This window comes from Hassallia byssoidea VB512170, from assembly GCF_000817785.2.
Lineage (GTDB): Bacteria > Cyanobacteriota > Cyanobacteriia > Cyanobacteriales > Nostocaceae > Hassallia > Hassallia carrinoi.
Window position 1 is genome coordinate 29,679 of record NZ_JTCM02000028.1, and the last position, 20,735, is coordinate 50,413.

Genomic DNA, 20,735 nt, shown 5'->3' on the forward strand with positions numbered 1-20,735 from the left:
TAAATTTAGTTTTTAGCAAAGTTCGCCGCGTAAAACGGTGACTGCTTGTCCGCTTAGATACACTCGTTCCCCGCCATAACGAACCCGCACTACTCCACCTCGCGCTGAAGCTTGATAAGCGATGAATTCATTTTTACCGAGGCGATCGCTCCAATATGGTGCAAGACAACAATGAGCCGCACCTGTAACTGGGTCTTCATTTATACCGACTTTCCAAGCAAAAAAGCGCGACTGGTGACAATCACACCTTCGGCAGACAAAGTTTCTAATGTTGGTTGGAGCGTTGGAGCGTGGGAGCGTTGTTAGTGGTTGGTTGTCTCCTTGTCTGTTTCTATTCTTTCAGGTGCATCTAGTTGAAACAAGAGCAGTTCAACATTGTAATATTTGTTTGTCCGCCCTATTGGTTTCATCCCCAATCGCTGTGTTACGCGGATTGAGGCATGATTTTCTGGCTTAACGACAGCATAAATTACTGGCAATTGTAGAACATCAAATCCATAGGAAAGCATACTTCGTCCTGCTTCTGTCGCATACCCTTTTCCCCAAGAAACCCGCCGTAAATGCCAACCTATTTCATAATCTTCTGGGTTATCGGGTAGTAGTTTAAGAATGATAGTTCCTACAATTGTTGCGGTTTCCTTTTCTACAATTGCCCAAAACCCCGTCCCGTTGTTAAGTTGTTTGTATCGCTCGACTACTCTAATCAGACTCTGACGTTGAGACTCAACGCTTGTTTCACGAGTTCTTAGAAAGTATGTAACTTCAGGATCGCCGTAAATTTCAAACGCTTGTTCTGCGTCTTCTTCTGGTATCCAATTACGAACAATTAAACGTTCGGTTTCAAAAATTGTCATCGGAAAATTGCCTAAATTTAGTTTTTAGCAAAGTTCACCACGCAAAACAGTAACTGCTTGTCCTCCTAAATATACTCGTTCCCCGGCGTGACGAACTCGCACTACTCCACCTCGCGCTGAAGCTTGATAAGCGATGAATTCATTTTTACCGAGGCGATCGCTCCAATATGGTGCAAGACAACAATGAGCAGAACCTGTAACCGGGTCTTCATTGATACCAACTTTCGGAGCAAAAAAGCGCGAGACAAAATCATATTCTGCGGTATCGGCGCGACTGGTGACAATTACACCTTTGGTAGACAAAGTTTCTAATAAGGTAAAATCTGGTTTGAGATTGCGAGCGATCGCCTCTGATTCCACTTCCACTAAATAGGCAAAGTTATTTTTTCCTACATATTTAAATTTCACTCCCAAAGCTTTAGTTAATTCTTCTGGTGCGGTTGCTGTTTCTGTCAGCTTGCTGGGAAAATTTAATTCAATCCATTCACCTTGTAGTTGCGCTGTTAACAATCCGCTGCGAGTATGAAATTGGGCTGTTTCTTCGGGCGATAAATGTCCTTCTGACCATAATACATGAGCGCTGGCTAAGGTAGCATGACCGCACAAATCAACTTCCACAGATGGCGTAAACCAGCGTAGGTTGTATCCTTCGGCTTGGGGTAGCAAAAAAGCCGTTTCGGAAAGATTCATCTCTTGGGCGACATTTTGCATCCAGATGTCATCTTGTGGTGCTGATAATACACAGACTGCGGCAGGATTGCCGGCAAAAGGTTTGGCGGTGAAGGCATCTACTTGGATGATGGTTTGTTTCATGTATCGAGGTGGGTATATTTTCTGTCGATGAACGGTTGAATCTTTTTCAACCCCACTGGTGTTTATGGGTGTCCAATTGTAGCCAGTCCTAAATAGTACCGCCTTTAAAGTTAACGGAAGTAACATTAGAACCCAGCTATCAAACAATTCTACAGATATCCTACAAAATTAAAAACCTCTACTGCATTACCGTACATTTACTCAAATAATTTAAGTACGATATGAAATTGAGTCAATTTTATCAGTCAAATTACGCTGCCACGTAGAGCATAGCAAAAGCTAAAGGGGGTTAATAAACAAACAAGTAACCACATGATTTATAAAAAGTTACTGCTAATTTCCGCTGGTTCCTTGCTAACAGTCGCTTCAATTCTCAACGTTACGGGACAAAAGGCAACAACCAATGTTTCTGATACTAGCGTCTTAACAACCACTCCAGTGATGCTTCTAGAGGAAAATGGACAAGAGGCAGTTTTTTTGGAACTGCCGAGTCATAAACAAAAAAACCAACTGAGTGACCTATTAGGGCAAAACCCTCAATTAACTGAAGATAAAAATGTGCATCGTCAAGTGTACAAAACAAAACTAATTGGTTTTGACAAGCAGCAAAAAAACAAATCAAGTAAAGCGTTTAACCGTCAGGAAGTTAAATTTAAAGATGAGATTACTGCTCAAGAATACACGCTTGACTTGCTTTCCTATGAAGGCAATAATGGACAATTTTTTGTTGCTGAACCTGGTTCTAAAACTCCCCGTTTGATTCCCAAGCCAACGGATGCTTCACAACAGTTGTTTCAATATAACGATGGTTTATACATTTTGGACACGAAAACGCTGCAAGTGAAAGCGCTTAGTGATGAGCAGGCAAGATATGCAACTTTTCAAAGGAAAAAAGATTTGCCTGATTTAGGTATTGAGAATGGGCGCATTCTCTACTGGGCAAAGCAGCCGAATTGGTCATCAGATGGTAGCACCATTGCTTTCATGTCAAACCGTGACCAAATTGAAACTAACCACATTGGTGTATGGATTCATGATGTTGCTACCAACCAAGAGTCCAAAGTATATGAAACAGACAACGTTACTCCTCATATTCTAGGTTGGACAGCAGATAATCGAATTCTAATTAACGAGTACAATCATGGGGGTGGAACTGGTGCTTTAGTTGCTATCGCTCCTAAAACAAAGCAAAGACAAGAACTTGTAAGTGGTGACTTTATTGCACAAAGTGATGACCGTCAAACTGTGTTATATACCAAACGAAATAGCACGGATGCTGATCTGTATGCACTAAACACTTCTACTGGAACATCTGAATTACTTTATCAATTACCTGCTGAGGAAAGTCTAGGTACTGGACAAGTAGATTTTTCAGCGGATGGCACACGTATTGCAATTGCTCTAGTTAATAGGAAAACAGGTGTAGAAAGCTTGTTTGTTTATAATCTGCAAAATAAGAATGCAAAACGTTTAGAACTGCCCCAAGGCAAAACATTTTATGGTCGTATGACGGTGAAATGGGTTGGTGATGAGTTGGCTGTGCCTGTTGAAAGTCGAAATTTGAATTTGCAGAATTCGACATCAGAAACGCTTTTGATGTCAGCATTTTAAGGTGAGGAGTGTAAATCATGAAGAAGTTACTTAAGACAACATCAGCAATGGTAATGGGATTGAGTCTCCTTGCACCATTGCCTACAATGGCAATCGACTATACGCAAAAATTTGCAGGGACTACAACTGGCTCTGGAACAGTGAATTTAGAAACTCCCACAGCTGACATTTGGGACGTAATCAGTAAATACAATCAACCACGGGAGGTTCCTACTGGTTATACGAATCCACACCAGGGAACTGACATTGCAGCACCCTATGGTACATACGTTTATCCCATTGAAAGGGGTTGGATCACTTATGTCAGTGACAGTGAACATGAAGTTGATATACAACTAGACATTAATGGAGACGGTATACAGAATGATAATGTATATGTGCGCTATGACCATCTTGCCGATATTTTTGTACAAGTAGGTAACTATGTCAACACAGTAACAACCATTGCATATTCTGGAAATGAAGGCGGAAAAGTAGGTGCACATCTCCACTTTGGTGTGATGAAACAAGACTCTGCCAATACTGGTCGTCCTGATTATTGGGTACGTAACGAACCGTTTTATCGAACCTATCCATTTGAATGGAATAATGGTAAGAAGCTTGACTTTATTTCCTACTCAACTTGGGACGGTGGTAAAACAGCAGCTTTCTATGCGTATGCATATGACGACACATATGGTTATGGTGCGATTGATAACGGAGACGCTGTGGTTTTCCACCGGAAGTCGGGTACCAATGCCTGGGCAATGAAGACAGCAACATCTGGTGGTGGTGTTTATAGATACTATGCGGATTTGAGTACCATATATCCGGTAGGTACGCAAGTTGATTGGATGGTACGAGTAGTTCGTTCAAATATCAAAAATAAGCCTGGGGTAAATTACTATTGGGCATTCCATAACCCCAAATTCGCCCAACCAGATTTTGATCCCAACTCAACCTCTAATCAATTTGATTATTTTACAAACACTAGGCAATAAAAATCAGTTGGATAATGCAAAAAGACCTAGTAAGTGCTAGGTCTTTTTTGTGTTTTAAAGATTGGAAATTCAGTTGTTCTTAAGCTATTCTCCAGCTATCCAACGCACATAAGGACGCAGCCCGCCTGTTCCCTGATATGTGATTGTGGTATTTAATGTTGATTGGTTCAAATCCAGGCGGAAATAAACCTTTCCATTCCGAAACTGGAAATTGTAAACGTTAGGTCTTTCCGACTTAGCGATGCCGACACAGGATGCATAGGATTGCCGCAACGGTGCTTCATATTCCACAAATTTCTTACCTGAGGCTACCAACCTAGCACTCCTAATGTCAGCAACGGCGGTATGTTCTGCACCACCTTCAAAGGGAAGCATAAAAGTCCAAATCCCGACTGTCTGTGGACATGCCCCAGCCTCGCGTTTTACGTTAAGTATCATGTTAGGTTTAGATGGTGGCGACCCGTCAGCCGTTGCAGTTTCGCTTCTACCTTGAACGCAGGCAGTTAATATCCCTAAACTTACAATAGGAAGAACTAGAACTAAGGTCAAGTGCTTTAGACTTTTAAAATACATTTTTGTAATTCCATTGATGAAATTTATTTTTAGTAGCAACAAGGTATGTTACTCCTCCGATGAAAAAACATTATCCTTTTTAATAGGAAGTATTTTTAATGACTTATTTGAGAATTTAAAAGTTGCACATATTTTTTTTAAATTACAGATCAATGGCACTAATTTTATAATAATTAGTGCCATTTAACTTGGAAATCTAGATTAGCGCTTTAACTCAAGCTTCAAGATTTTCGACTTTGGCAATTTCCAGCATTGTTTTTAAAACCGAATCTGGATTAAGGCTGATTGAGTCGATACCTTGTTCTACTAAAAATTGAGCAAATTCTGGGTAATCGCTGGGTGCTTGTCCGCAAATGCCGATTTTGCGATTTTTCTTTTTCGCAGATGCGATCGCCATTTTAATCATACGCTTTACTCCTTCACTGCGCTCATCAAACAACCGCGCTACTAATGCCGAATCTCGATCTAACCCCAGTGTTAGCTGAGTTAAATCATTAGAACCTATCGAGAAGCCATCAAATACTTCGGCAAACTCTTCAGCCATAATTACATTACTGGGCAACTCGCACATTACGTAAACTTGCAAGTTGTTGACACCTTGTTTTAAACCATTTTTTGCCATTTCTGTCAATACCAAACGCCCTTCATCGGGGGTGCGACAAAAAGGAATCATCGGGATAACGTTAGTTAAACCCATGTCTTCGCGTACTCGCTTAATCGCTTGACATTCTAAAGCAAAAGCTTCTCTATAGCCTTTATCATAATAACGCGCTGCTCCTCGCCAACCCAGCATCGGGTTTTCTTCGTGGGGTTCAAATTGTCTCCCACCTAACAAATTGGCATATTCATTACTCTTGAAATCTGACATCCGCACTATCACAGGTTTGGGATAAAATGCAGCGGCAATTCTGCCGATACCTTGGGCTAATTTATCGACAAAATATTGTGGTTTATCGTCATATAGTGCAGTTATTTCGTCAATTTTACCTTGAACAATTTTATCTTCTAACTTGTCAAAATAAATCAAAGCCATCGGATGAATTTGAATTTGATTGGCGATGATAAACTCTGTCCGCGCTAAACCGACCCCATCATTAGGAATTGTAGATAAACTAAATGCTTGTTGAGGATTACCCACATTCATTAAAATTTGCGTGCGGGTGCGGGGCAAGTTTTCTAATTGAATTTCGTTGACTTCAAAAGGCAATAAACCTTCATAAACTCGTCCTTCTTCTCCTTCAGCACAAGAAACTGTTACTTCTTGATAATTTTTCAAGACTTGTGTTGCATTACCACAGCCAACAATTGCCGGTAAATTCAATTCTCTGGCTATAATTGCGGAATGACACGTGCGCCCACCGGAGTTAGTAATAATCGCACTAGCGCGTTTCATAATCGGTTCCCAATCGGGATCGGTTCTTTCTGTTACTAAAATTTCCCCGGCTTTAAATTCATGGATTTTATTAACATCTAAAATCAGGTGAACTTTGCCTTGGCTAATAGCTTCTCCGACAGCGCGACCGGTGACTAGGGGGAGTGGGGAGTGGGGAGTGGGGAGTGGGGAGTTAGGAGTTAAGAGTGAGGAGTTAGGAGTTAAGAGTGAGGAGTTAGGAGTTAGGAGTTCTCCTTGTCCCCCTTGTCCCCCTTGTCCCCCTTGTCCCCCTTGTCCCCCCTGTCCTCCCTCTCCCCCCACTAATCGATAACTCCGCAAGACATTCTGCGCTTTCTGAGATTGCACTGTTTCCGGACGCGCTTGCACAACAAATAATTCGTTGGTAATGCCATCTTTTGCCCATTCGATGTCCATCGGGGTGAATTTGCCGTGAACTTGGGAATAATGGTCTTCTATTAAACATGCCCAATTAGCTAGTTGTAAAATATCGTCATCTGCCAGGGCAAATTTAGCTTTGTCGTTTGCGGAAACTTGTACGTTCTTGGTAAGTTTTGAGCCGTCATCATAAACCATTTTTAATTCTTTAGTACCCAATCTTTTATCGACGATTGGGCGGAAACCTGCTTTTAAAGTTGGTTTAAAAACTTGATATTCGTCGGGGTTAACTGTTCCTTGAACGACGTTTTCACCTAAGCCGTAAGCAGCTGTAATTATTGCTGCGTCTTTGAAGCCGGTTTCTGTGTCAATGGAGAACATCACCCCAGAGGTTGCTAAGTCAGAGCGCACCATTTTTTGCACGCCTACGGCAAGGGCAATGTTAAAATGGTCAAATCCTTTGGTGTGGCGATAGGAAATAGCGCGATCGGTAAATAGGGAAGCAAAGCAGCGATGACAGGCGGCTAAAACTCCTTGGATGCTGGTAACGTTAAGATAAGTTTCTTGCTGTCCGGCAAAACTAGCATCGGGTAAGTCTTCAGCGGTAGCGCTGGAACGCACGGCTACGTCGGTGTCTGCGTTGTAGCGATCGCATAAACTTTGATAAGCTTCACTAATCGCTTGCCGCAATTCTTTAGGAAATGGTGTGTGCATTAATAGCGATCGCGCTTTTCTTCCTTGTTCGCGTAAATTTGTTACATCCTCAACATCCAAGTTTTCCAGCAATTCCCGCAGTTTTTCTTCTAATCCGGCTGATTCGATGAAATACCGATACGCATACGCTGTTGTCGCGAACCCGGTAGGAACGTTAACGCCTTTCGGTGTCAGTTGTTGAATCATTTCCCCCAGTGAGGCATTTTTACCGCCAACTAGAGGAATAGAAGCAATCCCGACTTCATCAAACCAGAGAATGAGCGATCGCTCTTTTGCTGAAACAGTTAAAGGATTTTTAGATACTATTACCATTAGTATTTCCTCTTAAATATATTTTTTGGTCAAGAGTGCGCTCTAATTCTTTATTTTGGTTAGCTACTCTAATTTGTAATTTACTTCAGATTTTGTCTAGTTTCACTATCCCTGTTTTATCACTTTGGGGTAAAACCTTGATTTTTTATTGGGTCGTCTTCTCAACAAATCGTCGATTTCTCCAAGAATGACAAATATAAAGCTATGTCAAATATATGAAAATATTAGCTTTTAGCGAGATAATTATATAACTCAATTATGTCATATATCTGTTTTTCTCTTGCCGGACTTGGCGCTTAGACTAATAAATAAAATTGAAATGTTTATTAAACTTAAAATAATTATCCCAATTCATCAAAAATTTTTTTGTATGAATGTTACTTAGCTGTGTACTATAGTTCCTAGTTGTGTTTGAGCATTACAGATACCTACTAATTATTTCAGTGACACTCACTTATCACTCATTAGCCATTTAAGGAGGAAGCAATCATGGGCAAGTATGACAACATTTTTAACTCGCAAGAGAAATCAGAACAAGTACTGACTCCAGAAGAAGCGGTAGCAGCGATCGCCGTTGTCACCGCAGCAGCTGATTCTTCTGTTGAAGATGTGGATGCAGAAGATATAGCCATGATCCTCTGGGAATTTGAGGTATTTGAGGAATACTCAGAAGAGGAAATATCAGAAGTTGTCTATAGACTTATAGGTATTGCTGAGGATGAAGGTATCGGAACGTTGTTTAATACCGCCAATGATTTTCTTTCAGATGAATTAATACTAGACGCTTTTGCTGCCGGCGTGTTGATGGTTATAGATGAAGAACAACTAATTATTCCTCAAGCAAAAACGCCTTTGTTGAAAAAGTTACAGCAAGCTTTGGATCTAGAAGAAGAAGAAGCGCAGGAAATTATACAGGAAGTAATCGCTGCTTATGAAGAAGCTGAAAATGAAGAATATTCAGACGAAAACGAAACACTACTAGACTCTGACCTGGAAGCGTATGAATCACCTTTAGGTAATTTTATTGTGCCGATTCCAGTTGAGTCGCAACGAGGTGGTAGGGTTCAACATCAAGAAGGAGTAGTTGGCTTTTCTGATGACTATGGTACTTTGTTCAGAATCGATTATTATGCTTTAACCCCCGAAGAAGAGGAAGAAATCGAGTCTATGGGACTGGAAAAATATCTGCAATCGGTTCTGATAGATAAGTATGTGCCTCAAGCGATTTCTGACAATTTACCAGATGCTAAGGTGGAGCAAAACGAATATTTAGAAGAAACAATGGATGGGGCTTATTTTATGTTAGTTAATATGCCCAAAGGTTCAACGATTTCTAAGCAAGAAAATAACGGAACTGCTACCAGGATGGATGCGTACCGGGGTCTTTTGTCATTTTTTAATGGTGAATTTTTGTATATAGTCAGCTATCAACGCAGCTATTTGGAAGATGAAACTCGCGGTTCTCTAGAAGAAGAAGCATATCACATTAAGCAGAACATTTTGGGGTTTGTTGAGACGATAGAGTTCACTTAGTTTGAAAATCAAATTAAAATTGGGCAATTTGCGCTTATTGGAATGCTCTTTATAATAAAGGGCATTCCCAGCGATTTATCATTTTCTATATTCATCGCCACAATCGCCGATAATTTGATACAAATCGCGTGAATTGCGAGATATAGAATTAAGTCTTAAGCTATCCTCAGCATCAAGTGTTAAATTAAATATTCTGGCATTATCTTCTATATGTTCAGAAACACCAAGTCTCGCACCAACAATTACACCAGCTAATGCTGGTTTATCTAAGATGTAACGCACTGCTACGTTAGAAATACTCACACCATGCTTATCAGCAATTTGTTTCAATGTAGAAAGCAATTCTTGAAATAAACTCCAACCACCCCACGCATCTATCATATTTTTGTATTTTCTTAAGCTTACCGTTTCAAGGTAAGAGCTTCGCGGTTCGGGTTTACCTAAATACTTTTCTGATAATAAACCACCACAAACTGTGCCGTAAGTAAAAAGTTTGATGTCGTGTTCTTGACAAAACTTAATCATTTTCACTTCCGGACGACGGTCAACTAAAGAAAATTGCACTTGGTTAGAAACTATTTTGATACCTGCTTCGGTAATGATTTGTAAATGTTCAGTATCAAAGTTTGTCAAAGCTAAATGCTTAATTTTTCCCTCAGTTTGAAGTTCTGTCATATATTTTAGGGCATCTAAATAGTTTTTATCTCTATATTCCCACCAGTGAAACTGCATTAAATCTAATGATTCCACATCCATTCTTCTGAGGGAGATATTGATATTTTCCTCCACCAGTTTTTTAGTCATTTTTCCAGGTCGAGGAACCCATTTTGTGAAAGCTTGCAGGTTAGATAAAGCTTCTTTGCCACGAGTAGCAATTAATTGACGGCGAAACTCACCAATAAAGTCTTCCGCTGGACCATAATGGTCTGCTAAATCCCAAGTAGTAAAGCCCGCATCCATATATTTAAACATTGTTTCGATGGCGGTGGGTGGGTAAATGCGTCCGTGTCCCCCAGAAACTTGCCACATTCCATTTAATATCCGGCAAATGTTTAAATCAGAAGTGAATTGTAGACGACTTGATGTTGGTAATACCATTTTGGATTTGGGATTTTAGATTATTTGATTAACGCCAGTTTTTTTCTGCTTGTTCGAGAACGTATGCAGCTACATCTTGAATTTGCTGTTCAGTTAAGCGGTCTTTGTAAGCCGACATATTATTTTTGCCGTTAGTTACGATGGATGCGATCGCCTCGATTGAATCCATATGATTTTTCTTCAGCGCTTTCATTTTCAAATTCTTACCCCGCCTGATAATATTGCTACCATTAATATGGCATCCAGCGCAATGAACGCTAAAAATTTGTGTGCCATTAATATCGTCTGCTAAAGCCGGAGATATGAAGTTAAGATTTAATAATATTAATATAAGTAATATTATCACTTTGATAACCCTTTACACAGTAGATAATAATTATCTCACTAAGTGTAACGTCATACAAGTAAGTAAATTGCTAATTGGTAATTGGTAATTGGGAACGTGCTAATTGTTAATTTTTTTTTCCATTACCGATTACCAGCCCTAACCATATAATTAGGAACTTACGTTGATATTTTTCTACCTAAAGGAAGTGCCAAGCTCGGAAATACTGCGCCAAAATGTAAATACAACATCATGTCTAAGAATTTTAACTTTTAGAGATCCAAATTATCTACACTAGAATAGTACCATGCCTAACAATATCAAAGAACAAATTACAACCGACATCAAACAAGCCAAAGAAGCCGGACAACTTAGAGCCGATCGCATTCGAGAAATTGTCAAATCCGCAGTTTCTCAAGTCACCTCTGAGTTTAAAGAAGGTTCCACAGAACTTCGCACGATTGTCAGAGAAGCTGTTTCTACCGTCATTGAAAATTTACAAGAAAAAGGTAGCGAAGTTAAAGAAGAAGTGACAGCCTCAATTGAAGGAGCGCTGGAAGCTGTTAATAGCAAAAGACACGAAGTCATTGCTAAAACTCAAGCAGAAATGAAGCAACTCCAGGCAAAACTGGATAATGAAGAAGAACAACTTCAGCAAGAAATTGATGGCATTTTAACAGAAGTTGAACAGACCGGCAAAGAAAATGCTAATAGCAAAACTGTCGTTGACTCGGCTGTAAACACTATCAAAAACAGCGATGAAGCCGCATTATTAAAGAAACGTTACGCTCAATTGCAAGCGCAGCTAGCCATTGTCAGAGCTAACTTAGCTGCACGTTACGGTGGACGCGGTGAAGAAGTTAAAGGCTATCTAGACGAGGCTAAGACCTGGTATGATAAAGCTCGTCCGCAAGCGGAAACACTGGCTACACAGGTAGCACAACAGCGATCGCAGTTAGAAGATAAACTCGGTGAAGCCGGTTCTTCCATCGCTAAAAAAGAACGTCAGGTAAAACTAATTTTGCGGGAGTTGCTGTCAACAGCGGTTAACTCATTTAAAGAACATTCTGATAAATCTCACAAATAGAACACCTACCCTGGAAGGGTAGGGCTATACGAACAAAGCCTACCTGCGTAGGCTTTTAGATATTAAGTCCGCGTAGGCGGACTTTGTTTTTGTAGTCGCGACTTCAGTCGTCGGCTATTTTTTTGCAATATAACAATTAAAAGGGCGAACTTAATATTAGTCCGCCCTAATTTATTTCCTTGTTAAGAGAAGATTCATCAAACCTAAAAACTTTACTAAATCGGTTCCTGTCTATCCAAAGCTTCTTCGCGTTTAGCAATCACCCAAACTGCATGAATACTACCGGGAAGCCAACCGAGAAGAGTTAGCAAAACATTAATCAGCAAAGTTGGACCAACACCAACTGTTAAAAACACGCCTAACGGAGGCACAATCAGACCAAGAAGAAAACGAACTAATTTCATGGTATTGCTACTACTATTTCAACTTTATTTATTCACATTTTCTGGAAGTTACCGAATTATAAACTCCATCTGAGGAATTATCTTAATTCGGAAGTTTTATTTAAGCCTTCAGATTTCCTAGGGGTAGAGACATAATATTACTGGCATCTCTACTCCCATTAACGCTTATCTTGAAGGTAATTCGCCTTGGGTTTTAACGTCACCGCTAGTCAAAGCCAGATTTTTCTCGGCAAAGTACTTGCTTATGAAAGTGTTAGCAAAAGATAAAACAACTGGACCGAGAATAAAACCGAGAATTCCGTGAACGCTAAACCCCGGAACCAAAAATGCTGCTAATGTAAAACACAGACCGTTTACAATTAGAGAAAATGCTCCAAAGCTCAAGAAATTAAGCGGTAAAGATAAGGCAGACAGAACTGGCTTAACTGAACCATTGATTAAACCAACTACTAAAGCGGCAATTAAAGCAGCCGGAAAGTTAGCTATATTAACACCTGGCACAACTAAATCAACAATTAGCAGGCTTAAGGCTGTAGCTAGTGTTATAAAAAAGGTTCCCAACATTTTTTTTCACCTAAGAACCAAAGATTGTTTCAACGTTCTGAAACTATCTTCGACTAAACGCTTAGGTTTAAACCTCTCTAACAAGGTAGATTTGTCTTATGCCATTTGGCTGGTGTTGAGTAAAAATTAAGTAAGTCGGTAGAATTAAACTTAGATATTATTGCTTCTATTTCAAACGTAGGGTGCGTTAACATAGTAACGCACCCTACGTTATCAAGGTACAATTAAAGTTAGATATTATTGCTTGTATCGTCTGCTAAAGTCGCTTCAGATTGAAAGTAAAGCGATGATTTATACAAGACTTGTTCTTGATGAGTTTCTAAGGTGCAATCAGACAAAGGGTAAGCTACACAGGTAATCGTATATCCAGCTTGGATTTCTTGCTGACGCAAAAATTTTTGCTCGCTTTGATCGACTTCACCACTGATGAGTTTAGCGACACAAACGGAACATTCGCCTTGTTTGCATCCAGATGGTAAACGGATACCGATGTCTTCGGCTATATCAAGGATATATTGGTCTTCTGGTACTTCAATTGTCCGATCTAACGCAATTGCAGAATTGATAAGTCTAACTTTATAAACTGTCATTTTTTATTTATTATTTGAATAGTCACAATTTATTATTTTCTACCGCGATCGCACTCTCGTAAATATTTTTTGATTTTCCCTGAAGTATCTGTCCGCTACAACGACTCGCGTTAGACCGCTTACGGCATGATTTGTGATTCATTAATAAACTGTTGTTGGCAAGATTGTGGTTATTTACAGTGAACAAGAGCGATCGCCTAACAACTCAGGTCAATGACAATAGCTATCTTTTAACAAAAGTCAAGATAATTTTATAATTCTTTATAAATCTCACCTACTCTGACGTTCCCGGCGAAATCCGTGCCCCAAGCTGAAAAAGCCGCCCAAGATCATCAGCGTTTCGCCACGTTTCAGTTATCTTACCGTCAGCAATCGAATGAATAAACATAGCCGTGAACGTTTGCTGCTGACCATGACCGGGTATGCCAAAGAAACTTTCCTGGACGCAGGTGTTAGTTGCGCGCACGACAACTTTGTTACCCTCAGCAATTACGTCTTCAATCGTCCATTTCTGATCAATAGGTCCGATTGCATTAAAGAGTTTGCGAACTCCTTCCGGTCCAGGGGGCATTTCTGGCGCCCCACCGTGCATCGTCCAAGTTGGGGCAGTCATTGAGCAGATTTCCTCGATTTTGTGCTCGCTGATGAGTTCCAGCCACCGTCGAGCAATTATTTTGTTGTCCTCGATGGTAGACATCGCTGATTCTCCTAAAGCTGAGATTATAAACTGAATTAAAAAAAGAACGCGAACCCTAACTTTTTATTAGACACATAATGTGCAGTATTGTCAAATTACAGCGATTTTCAGGTAAATGAACTACATTATTTTTATCTCACGCCAAGGCAAGCCAGCGCCGTGCGGGGGTGGAGGAGTGAGGCGACTGGCGCGCAGAGGCGCAAAGGAAGAAACAAGAGTGTGGTCTAAATACATGAAAATTGCTGTAACCCAGAATTTCGCGGTTTGAATAATACAACAGATACCCTTACCCCTCCACAGCAAACGGGGAAGGGTAAAATGCTGAGATTCTACTGTTTAACAGCCTTCATTGACAAACCAATCCGTTTTAATTTTTCGTTAACTTCCATAACTCGGACTTTCACGACTTGTCCCACCTTCACGACTTTATTCGGATCGTCTACGAATCTATCAGCAAGTTGGGATATATGCACCAAACCATCTTGATGTACACCGATATCGACAAATGCGCCAAAATTGGCGACGTTGGTAATGATACCTTCTAATTCCATCCCTGTTTTTAAATCAGAAATTTCTTTGATTCCTTCTTTGAAGGTGGCATACTTAAATTCAGCACGCGGATCTCTTCCTGGCTTTTCTAGTTCGCTTTTGATGTCACGCAGGGTGGGTTCACCAATGGTATCGGTGACGTATTTTTTCAAGTTAGTTTTTTGCAACTTTTCGGCAATTTGCGTTACCTGTTGTAAGGGTACACCTAAATCGGATGCGATCGCCTGCACAACTGCGTAACTTTCTGGATGCACTGCGGTATTATCTAAAGGATTGTCACCACCGCGAATGCGAAGAAAACCCGCTGCTTGTTCAAAGGCTTTTGGTCCCAATTTGGGAACTTTCAACAGTTGGCGGCGATTTTTAAATGCACCGTTTTCGTTACGATATTTAACAATATTATTCGCTACGGTTGAGGTAATTCCCGATACAAAAGTCAGAAGTTCTTTTGATGCGGTGTTCAAATCCACGCCAACATAGTTAACACAGCTTTCTACCGTTTCATCTAACTTCTTTTTCAACAACTTTTGATCGACATCATGTTGATATTGTCCCACACCAATAGATTTCGGGTCTATCTTCACAAGTTCTGCTAGTGGATCTTGCAAACGGCGCCCGATACTAATCGCACCGCGTACAGTAACATCTAAATCGGGGAATTCTTCACCTGCAAGTTTGCTGGCAGAATATATAGATGCACCCGACTCATTTACCATTACTTTAATCGGCTTGCGTTCCATTGTTTGCAAAACTTCCGAGACAAATTCTTCTGTCTCTCGCGAAGCTGTACCATTACCGATCGCAATCAATTCTATCTTATATTTTTCCATCAACTTTTTGATGGTTTGTGCAGCTTTGGCACGTTGTTCTGCTGCTTGGTGGGGAAACACCGCTTGATATTCTAAAAATTTCCCCGTTTCATCGAGTACTGCAACTTTGCATCCAGTTCTAAACCCCGGATCTATCGCCAAGGTTGGTTTCATACCCGCCGGCGCAGATAGTAATAACTCTCGCAGATTCGTTTCAAATGTTTTGATTGACTCAATATCTGCATAAAGTTTCTTTTCGGAAATTACCTCACTTATCAAAGATGTTTTCATCAGGCGATTGAATGCATCTTTCAGCATATCCTGATAAAAATTTCTAATTACACGCTGCTTTGAGTGAATTTCCTGCGATTCTAAGTAAGAAAGTACCATATCTTCATCAAAGGCAATTTCAAACTGTAATATTTCTTCAGCTTCACCGCGACACAAAGCCAGCATATTGTGCGGTGCGATATTTGGCACGCGAATTTTATAGTCGCGGTACATTTCAAACTTGGTTGTCCCTTCGGGATATTTATCTTTGATGCGAGAGACAAATACTCCTTCTTCTAAGAGATATTCGCGCACATATGCCCGCAAAAAAGCTTTTTCTGCCACTTCTTCCGCTAAGATGTCAGCAGCGCCTTTGAGTGCTTCTTCTGCTGTCTTTACTCCCAAACTTTCGGAAATATACTTCGCAGCTTCTTCTTCTAGTGAAACCGCTACATTATTCTTAACATTTAGCGACTTGATAAACTGTGCTAAAGGTTCGAGTCCCTTTTCTCTAGCGATAGTGGCACGAGTGCGTCGCTTTGGTCGATAGGGTAAGTATAAATCCTCAAGCTCAGTTTTTTGTAAGCAGAATTCAATTTTTGCTTTCAGTTCATCAGTGAGTTTACCTTGTTCGGCGATCGCTTTCAAAATCGCCGCTTTCCTTTCTTCCAGTTCCTGTAAGTAAGTATACCTATCCGCAACATCACGCAATTGCACTTCATTCATCTCGTCGGTGCGCTCTTTGCGGTAACGTGCAATAAAGGGAATCGTCGCACCCTCCGCTAATAGTTCCAGCGCGTTTTGCACCTGATAAAGTTTAAGGTCTAGTTCAGTTGCCAATAATTGAGGAATGTTCAGCATCAAGTGTTAAGGAGGGAAAATATATTTCTAAGGTAATATGCCAATTGGCTGTTTCAGCGCAAGCATTAAGTGTTAAGCTAAGTTACATTACGATTCCGGAATTTCTATTTTATACGTTGTTGTTTGAGATTAGGTATTGTACTGAAAACATTTTTGGATGTAAAGTAAGTACAGTTACCGGAAATCTTTATATTCGAGAAAGCAACGTACTTCTAGTGCAGAGGTTTGTTAAAAATGGCTTTGTCTTTTTTGATACCACTCTTTACAGGCTTGATAACTGGTTACATCTTTAAGAAAGGTGTCGATGAAATCGCCTACTTTGCAGGCATACTTGCAGTTATCAGCTTAATTATAAGTTTGGTCTTAGCTCCTTGGCAGATTCAGCTTTTATTGCTAATTGTTGTTCTCATTACTACTCAGATACTTTTAGAAAAAAATGAGTACAAAATGAAGCAATACCAAAACAACCAAAATCAAATAAATTCTAGCAGCTAGAAAAAAATATTTTTTATTTAAATTCTCATATCCGGCAAATCAACAGTAATAGAAAACTGTAATAGATGATTATGGCGATTTATCGGATATGATATCACACATATTGTACAGACGTGACGCCATTGTACAGACGTGATGCCATTGTACAGACGTGACGCCATTGTACAGACGTGACGCCATTGTACAGACGTGACGCCGGAACGTCTCTACCAGGCTAATTAATTACAAGCAGTATCGCATCTATGGACTTTTGCCCAAACTTTTTTGGCAAGTGGAGTGTTATTGGAAGTTAGAGATTCTACTTTAATAATCTTTACTTTCTCTCTTGGCTTAAGAACAGCTACTTCTTTATAATTAAAGTTAGCTGCATTTGGTTTATTCTTCCTCAACCTTACGCCTGGTTTAACAGTTACAGTTACTATTGACCCTACTGATGGCACAACAGAAGAATTAGTATACTGTGAACCTTTGATAAAACGTTTTCCAATCAATGTAGAATCGGAAGCGTTGTTGATATTACCTAGAAAAATCCAACCTTGATTAACTGTTTCTGGTTTATCTACGGTTGGACTTATACTTTGATTAAATTCTAATGCTTGTGTTCCTAAAAATTGTTCTTTTGGACTTAATCCTAAAGATACACCCATAAAAGTTATAGTAACTGCTCCGAGAATAATTCCAGTAATTGTTTGAATTTTTTGGGGTTTAGGCTGGTGAGCAATTTCTTCTTGCCTTTGTTGAATATTATACTCAATCGCTTTTACGTCTGTGTTGGGATTATTATATGGTTGTAAATAATTTAAGTTTTGTTTTGGCTGGTTAACAGCATTATTAAAAAATAGCTTTTGGCTTGGTTGCACTGTAGCCTGCGGTTCATCTGGCTTGCTGTTGCGATTATGAAATAACTCCACTTGTTCAGTATCTTTTACCGCTTCTACACTTGTTTGGGAGGGTTTGACCTCCTCGACAGTATCTTTTACCGCTGATTCTACACTGTTTGCTGTTACCTGCTCAAGTGTATCTTTTACCGCTGATTCTACACTGTTTGCTGTTACCTCCTCGACAGTATCTTTTACCGCTGATTCTACACTGTTTGCTGTTACCTGCTCAAGTGTATCTTTTAGTGCTGATTCTACAGTATTTACAGTTTGCTTAACAGCCTCAGCTACATTATTAGCCGCACCAACTACAGATGGCTTGACCTCATCAACTGTATCTCTAACTGCATTTACTACACCAACTACAGATGGCTTGACCTCTTCAACTGTATCCTTGAGTGCATTGCTTACACCGCTTACACTGTCGTTAACAGTCTCAGTTACACTTTTGGCTGCGATCGCTACACTTTCTATAGTGCTGATAGCGCGGTTAATACGTTCAGCTGTACCCTTCCCGACCAAAGCACCAGCTGCTGCGCCGACTGCACAACCAAAAACTCCGCCAACTTTGCGACCGAGTAAACCACCAATTGCCGCTCCAACTAACCCACCACCTATACCTGTAGAATGATGCGCGTATTGCTTTGTAATGCAGTTAGGGTTTTGGTCATTGATATTAACAGGCTGCTTGCGATCGCTCATACTAACCAAATTAATAACGACATTTTACATTCCTGCTAATTGTGCATCAGTTTTTGGTTGTAGGCAAACAAAATAAATTACAAAGGTGGGAATTGCCCACCCTTGGCTTTACTCTTGGTTTTCCACTGGAACTAAAATGTAAGCCGTCTGGTTATTAGGTACATTGACGCTCTCACTACCAGATGGCTTGACATCTTCAACTGCACTCTTAGCTACATCCACTGTACCTTTAATCGTGTCGTTAACGCCCTTAGCTGCACCCTTGACGATCTCCGCTGTATTTTTGACAGTGCTGTTAACACCGATAGCTGCACCGCTGACAGTATCCACTGTATTTTTTACAGTGTCATTAACGCCCAAAGCTGTACCCTTGACAGCAGTGGCTACATCTTCAACGCTGTCGTCAACACCCTCAGCTACAGTATTTATTGCGGTTCCAATATCTTTTACAGTTTGGTTAAAACCCTCAGCAGCACCTTTGACTGTGTTGCCGACATTTTTTACAGTCTGATTAACTTTTTCGGCTGTACCCTTAATAGCTAAAGCACCAGCTAAAGCACCTAACGCAGCACCAACGAGTGTTCCTAGCGCTATTTTATTGAAAGCCTCATTTGTTTTTTTCTCTACTTCATAACTATCAGCTTGATCTATAACGGGATCAATATTTTCTTCAGACCGATCCAAAAGCTGCTGGTTTCCATTGTTCATAATCGTTTCCTCTTAGGCAAAACTGAATTAATTTTTATTTAGCTACACAATAAAAGGCGAAAGCTTCACCTTTTTTGTTTGATTTGACATTTCAGTGGTGAAAATCCTGCCTCATTGGTATAACTTGGGAGTTTTCTATGTTTGCAGGTAGTCCTAAAAATGCAAGGAAAAAACTGTGGTTTATCCTGACATTTCTAAGACTACCTTCATTTATTGTCTAGGTTTGATTTCTGACTTTCCGAATGTCGGTTGTCTATTTGTATTCATCAAACCGAGCAATTTCTTCCTCAAGCGACTCGTCTTGAGAAGTTCTTAAGACTCCCGCATCTGATGGCAGGATTAGGTCAACTTCAGGTCGTGGCTGCTCTTGGGTAGAAACGTAGATCATCGGTGTACGATCCATCTGGGTTTGATCGTTGTTCTGCTGATTGCTGGCAAACGTCCGATCTTGATATTGATTGCCCTGATTTTCTAATGACTTGGTGGCATCATCCGCTGCACCTTGTACAGCTTGGTTAACACCTTGCGCTGTATTTTGTACCGCGTCGATTGTACCTACTGCGCTTTGTTTAGCTGTCTCAGCGGCACTGTTTACTGTATCCTTTGTTGCCTGTGCTGCACCTTGTACAGCTTGGTTAACACCCTGCGCTGTACTCTGTACTGCGTCCAACGTACCTGCTACGGTTTGCTTGGCTACGTCCGCTCCTGCTTGTACAACTTGACCAACACCTTCGGCTGTATTCTGTACTGCGTCGATTGTACCCGCTACAGTTTGCTTGGCTAAGTCAGCGGCACCCTCTGCGGTGTCTACTGCACCACCTACAACAGCTTCGGTAGCACCTTCAGCGACACTCTTTGCCGCTTCTCCTAGACCTTTTGCTGTCTGACCAAGACCTTCACCAATAGTCTTTGATGCATCTCCTAAACCTTTTAGAGCAGTGTTAAAGCCCTGAGCTATTCTTTTACCAGCCCAAGCACCAGCTAATGAACCCAAGGTACCACCAATGAGTCCACCTATCAATGCTCTAGTTAATGCCGGATTTATATTTTTGTTTTGTTGTTCAGCGTTAACTGAAGGAGAATTTGCTTGTGTATTTACCCCAGCATTTATGTTTGCAGAACCAGCATTAGGTTGACCGGTGGTTACGCGGTTAACATCTTGGTTTCCATAGTTTGCGGAACCCGAATAAGGTTGACCTGTTGGGCGGTTAACATCTTGGTTTCCATAGTTTGCGGAACCAGATAATGGTTGACCAGCTACGCGGTTAACATCTTGGTTTCCATAATTTGTGGAACCAGAATAACTTTGATCGCTGCCTACCCGGTTAACATCTTGGTTTCCATAATTTGTCGAACCAGATAATGGTCGATCGCTAACTACGCGGTTTGCATTTTCATCTTGCTGATTTAAATCCTGTCTGTTCTGAACCATAATAATGAACTCCTTAAGTAAAAGGTTTACCGCCGATATCTAAATTGTTTATCCAGGGCTAATCTAACAATTAAACATAACAAGTTAACCGCTCTAAAGGCAGACATA

At 40.4% G+C, this 20,735-nt stretch carries 19 protein-coding genes and 1 pseudogene; 5 read left to right on the forward strand and 15 right to left on the reverse strand.

The genetic code is table 11. The features are described 5' to 3' along the window. Positions 1-12: 12 nt before the first annotated feature. From PI95_RS14580 to PI95_RS14590, 3 genes and pseudogenes are all read right to left on the reverse strand, one after another. Positions 13-231, reverse strand: a pseudogene (locus PI95_RS14580) (PhzF family phenazine biosynthesis protein); the annotation flags it as partial. Between the two features lie 71 nt (positions 232-302). Then, positions 303-854 (reverse strand): GNAT family N-acetyltransferase, encoded by a 552-nt coding sequence (locus tag PI95_RS14585; protein ID WP_039754840.1) that lies wholly within the window; start codon positions 852-854, stop codon positions 303-305. Between the two features lie 24 nt (positions 855-878). Continuing rightward, complete coding sequence (locus tag PI95_RS14590; RefSeq protein ID WP_039754841.1) at positions 879-1,667, reverse strand: PhzF family phenazine biosynthesis protein; 789 nt, start codon at positions 1,665-1,667, stop codon at positions 879-881. A 312-nt stretch (positions 1,668-1,979) separates the two neighbouring features. Here PI95_RS14590 and PI95_RS14595 point away from each other — a divergent pair, with 312 nt between their 5' ends. Both PI95_RS14595 and PI95_RS14600 read left to right on the forward strand, forming a co-directional pair. Continuing rightward, entirely contained in the window at positions 1,980-3,278 is a 1,299-nt protein-coding gene (locus tag PI95_RS14595; RefSeq protein WP_039754842.1) for a TolB family protein, read from the forward strand. A 17-nt stretch (positions 3,279-3,295) separates the two neighbouring features. Next, positions 3,296-4,258 carry a M23 family metallopeptidase gene (locus tag PI95_RS14600; protein WP_039754843.1) on the forward strand — a complete coding sequence of 321 codons (963 nt, stop codon included), beginning with the start codon at positions 3,296-3,298 and terminating at the stop codon, positions 4,256-4,258. A gap of 84 nt (positions 4,259-4,342) precedes the next feature. Here the strand turns inward: PI95_RS14600 and PI95_RS14605 are convergent, their stop codons facing one another. After that, complete coding sequence (locus PI95_RS14605) at positions 4,343-4,831, reverse strand: hypothetical protein (protein WP_039754844.1); 489 nt, start codon at positions 4,829-4,831, stop codon at positions 4,343-4,345. Positions 4,832-5,045: 214 nt separating this feature from the next. Then, the gene (ppsA, locus tag PI95_RS14610; RefSeq protein ID WP_039754845.1) at positions 5,046-7,625 is read right to left on the reverse strand and encodes a phosphoenolpyruvate synthase; all 2,580 of its coding nucleotides are present in this window, start codon (positions 7,623-7,625) and stop codon (positions 5,046-5,048) included. Positions 7,626-8,114: 489 nt separating this feature from the next. Between ppsA and PI95_RS14615 the strand changes: the two genes are divergently transcribed. After that, the gene (locus PI95_RS14615) at positions 8,115-9,158 is read left to right on the forward strand and encodes a hypothetical protein (protein ID WP_039754846.1); all 1,044 of its coding nucleotides are present in this window, start codon (positions 8,115-8,117) and stop codon (positions 9,156-9,158) included. A gap of 78 nt (positions 9,159-9,236) precedes the next feature. Here PI95_RS14615 and PI95_RS14620 read toward each other — a convergent pair whose 3' ends face one another. Both PI95_RS14620 and petJ read right to left on the reverse strand, forming a co-directional pair. After that, complete coding sequence (locus tag PI95_RS14620) at positions 9,237-10,256, reverse strand: aldo/keto reductase (protein WP_039754847.1); 1,020 nt, start codon at positions 10,254-10,256, stop codon at positions 9,237-9,239. Positions 10,257-10,284: 28 nt separating this feature from the next. Beyond that, on the reverse strand, positions 10,285-10,602 hold the full coding sequence (petJ, locus tag PI95_RS14625) for a cytochrome c6 PetJ (protein ID WP_371641016.1): 318 nt from the start codon (positions 10,600-10,602) through the stop codon (positions 10,285-10,287). 286 nt (positions 10,603-10,888) lie between these two features. Between petJ and PI95_RS14630 the strand changes: the two genes are divergently transcribed. Next, entirely contained in the window at positions 10,889-11,668 is a 780-nt protein-coding gene (locus PI95_RS14630) for a hypothetical protein (protein ID WP_039754850.1), read from the forward strand. A 215-nt stretch (positions 11,669-11,883) separates the two neighbouring features. On the opposite strand, the gene PI95_RS14635 is transcribed toward PI95_RS14630, so the two are convergent. The 5 genes from PI95_RS14635 to PI95_RS14655 all read right to left on the reverse strand — a co-directional run bounded on the left by PI95_RS14635 (position 11,884) and on the right by PI95_RS14655 (position 16,412). Continuing rightward, positions 11,884-12,072, reverse strand: coding sequence for a YqaE/Pmp3 family membrane protein (locus PI95_RS14635; protein WP_039754851.1), 189 nt, complete (start codon positions 12,070-12,072; stop codon positions 11,884-11,886). A gap of 165 nt (positions 12,073-12,237) precedes the next feature. Beyond that, entirely contained in the window at positions 12,238-12,636 is a 399-nt protein-coding gene (locus PI95_RS14640; RefSeq protein ID WP_039754852.1) for a phage holin family protein, read from the reverse strand. 230 nt (positions 12,637-12,866) lie between these two features. Next, a complete protein-coding gene (locus PI95_RS14645) occupies positions 12,867-13,226 on the reverse strand; it encodes a 2Fe-2S iron-sulfur cluster-binding protein (RefSeq protein WP_039754853.1) in 360 nt (119 codons plus the stop codon). Positions 13,227-13,500: 274 nt separating this feature from the next. Then, complete coding sequence (locus PI95_RS14650; RefSeq protein WP_039754854.1) at positions 13,501-13,923, reverse strand: ester cyclase; 423 nt, start codon at positions 13,921-13,923, stop codon at positions 13,501-13,503. Between the two features lie 329 nt (positions 13,924-14,252). Further along, complete coding sequence (locus PI95_RS14655; protein WP_039754856.1) at positions 14,253-16,412, reverse strand: Tex family protein; 2,160 nt, start codon at positions 16,410-16,412, stop codon at positions 14,253-14,255. 234 nt (positions 16,413-16,646) lie between these two features. Here PI95_RS14655 and PI95_RS14660 point away from each other — a divergent pair, with 234 nt between their 5' ends. Further along, positions 16,647-16,907 carry a hypothetical protein gene (locus PI95_RS14660; protein ID WP_039754857.1) on the forward strand — a complete coding sequence of 87 codons (261 nt, stop codon included), beginning with the start codon at positions 16,647-16,649 and terminating at the stop codon, positions 16,905-16,907. Positions 16,908-17,125: 218 nt separating this feature from the next. Here PI95_RS14660 and PI95_RS14665 read toward each other — a convergent pair whose 3' ends face one another. The 3 genes from PI95_RS14665 to PI95_RS14675 form a co-directional block, all read right to left on the reverse strand. Continuing rightward, a complete protein-coding gene (locus PI95_RS14665) occupies positions 17,126-18,487 on the reverse strand; it encodes a hypothetical protein (protein WP_052325912.1) in 1,362 nt (453 codons plus the stop codon). Positions 18,488-18,595: 108 nt separating this feature from the next. Next, on the reverse strand, positions 18,596-19,195 hold the full coding sequence (locus PI95_RS14670; RefSeq protein ID WP_039754859.1) for a hypothetical protein: 600 nt from the start codon (positions 19,193-19,195) through the stop codon (positions 18,596-18,598). A gap of 253 nt (positions 19,196-19,448) precedes the next feature. After that, positions 19,449-20,627 carry a hypothetical protein gene (locus PI95_RS14675; protein ID WP_052325913.1) on the reverse strand — a complete coding sequence of 393 codons (1,179 nt, stop codon included), beginning with the start codon at positions 20,625-20,627 and terminating at the stop codon, positions 19,449-19,451. Positions 20,628-20,735: the final 108 nt, after the last annotated feature.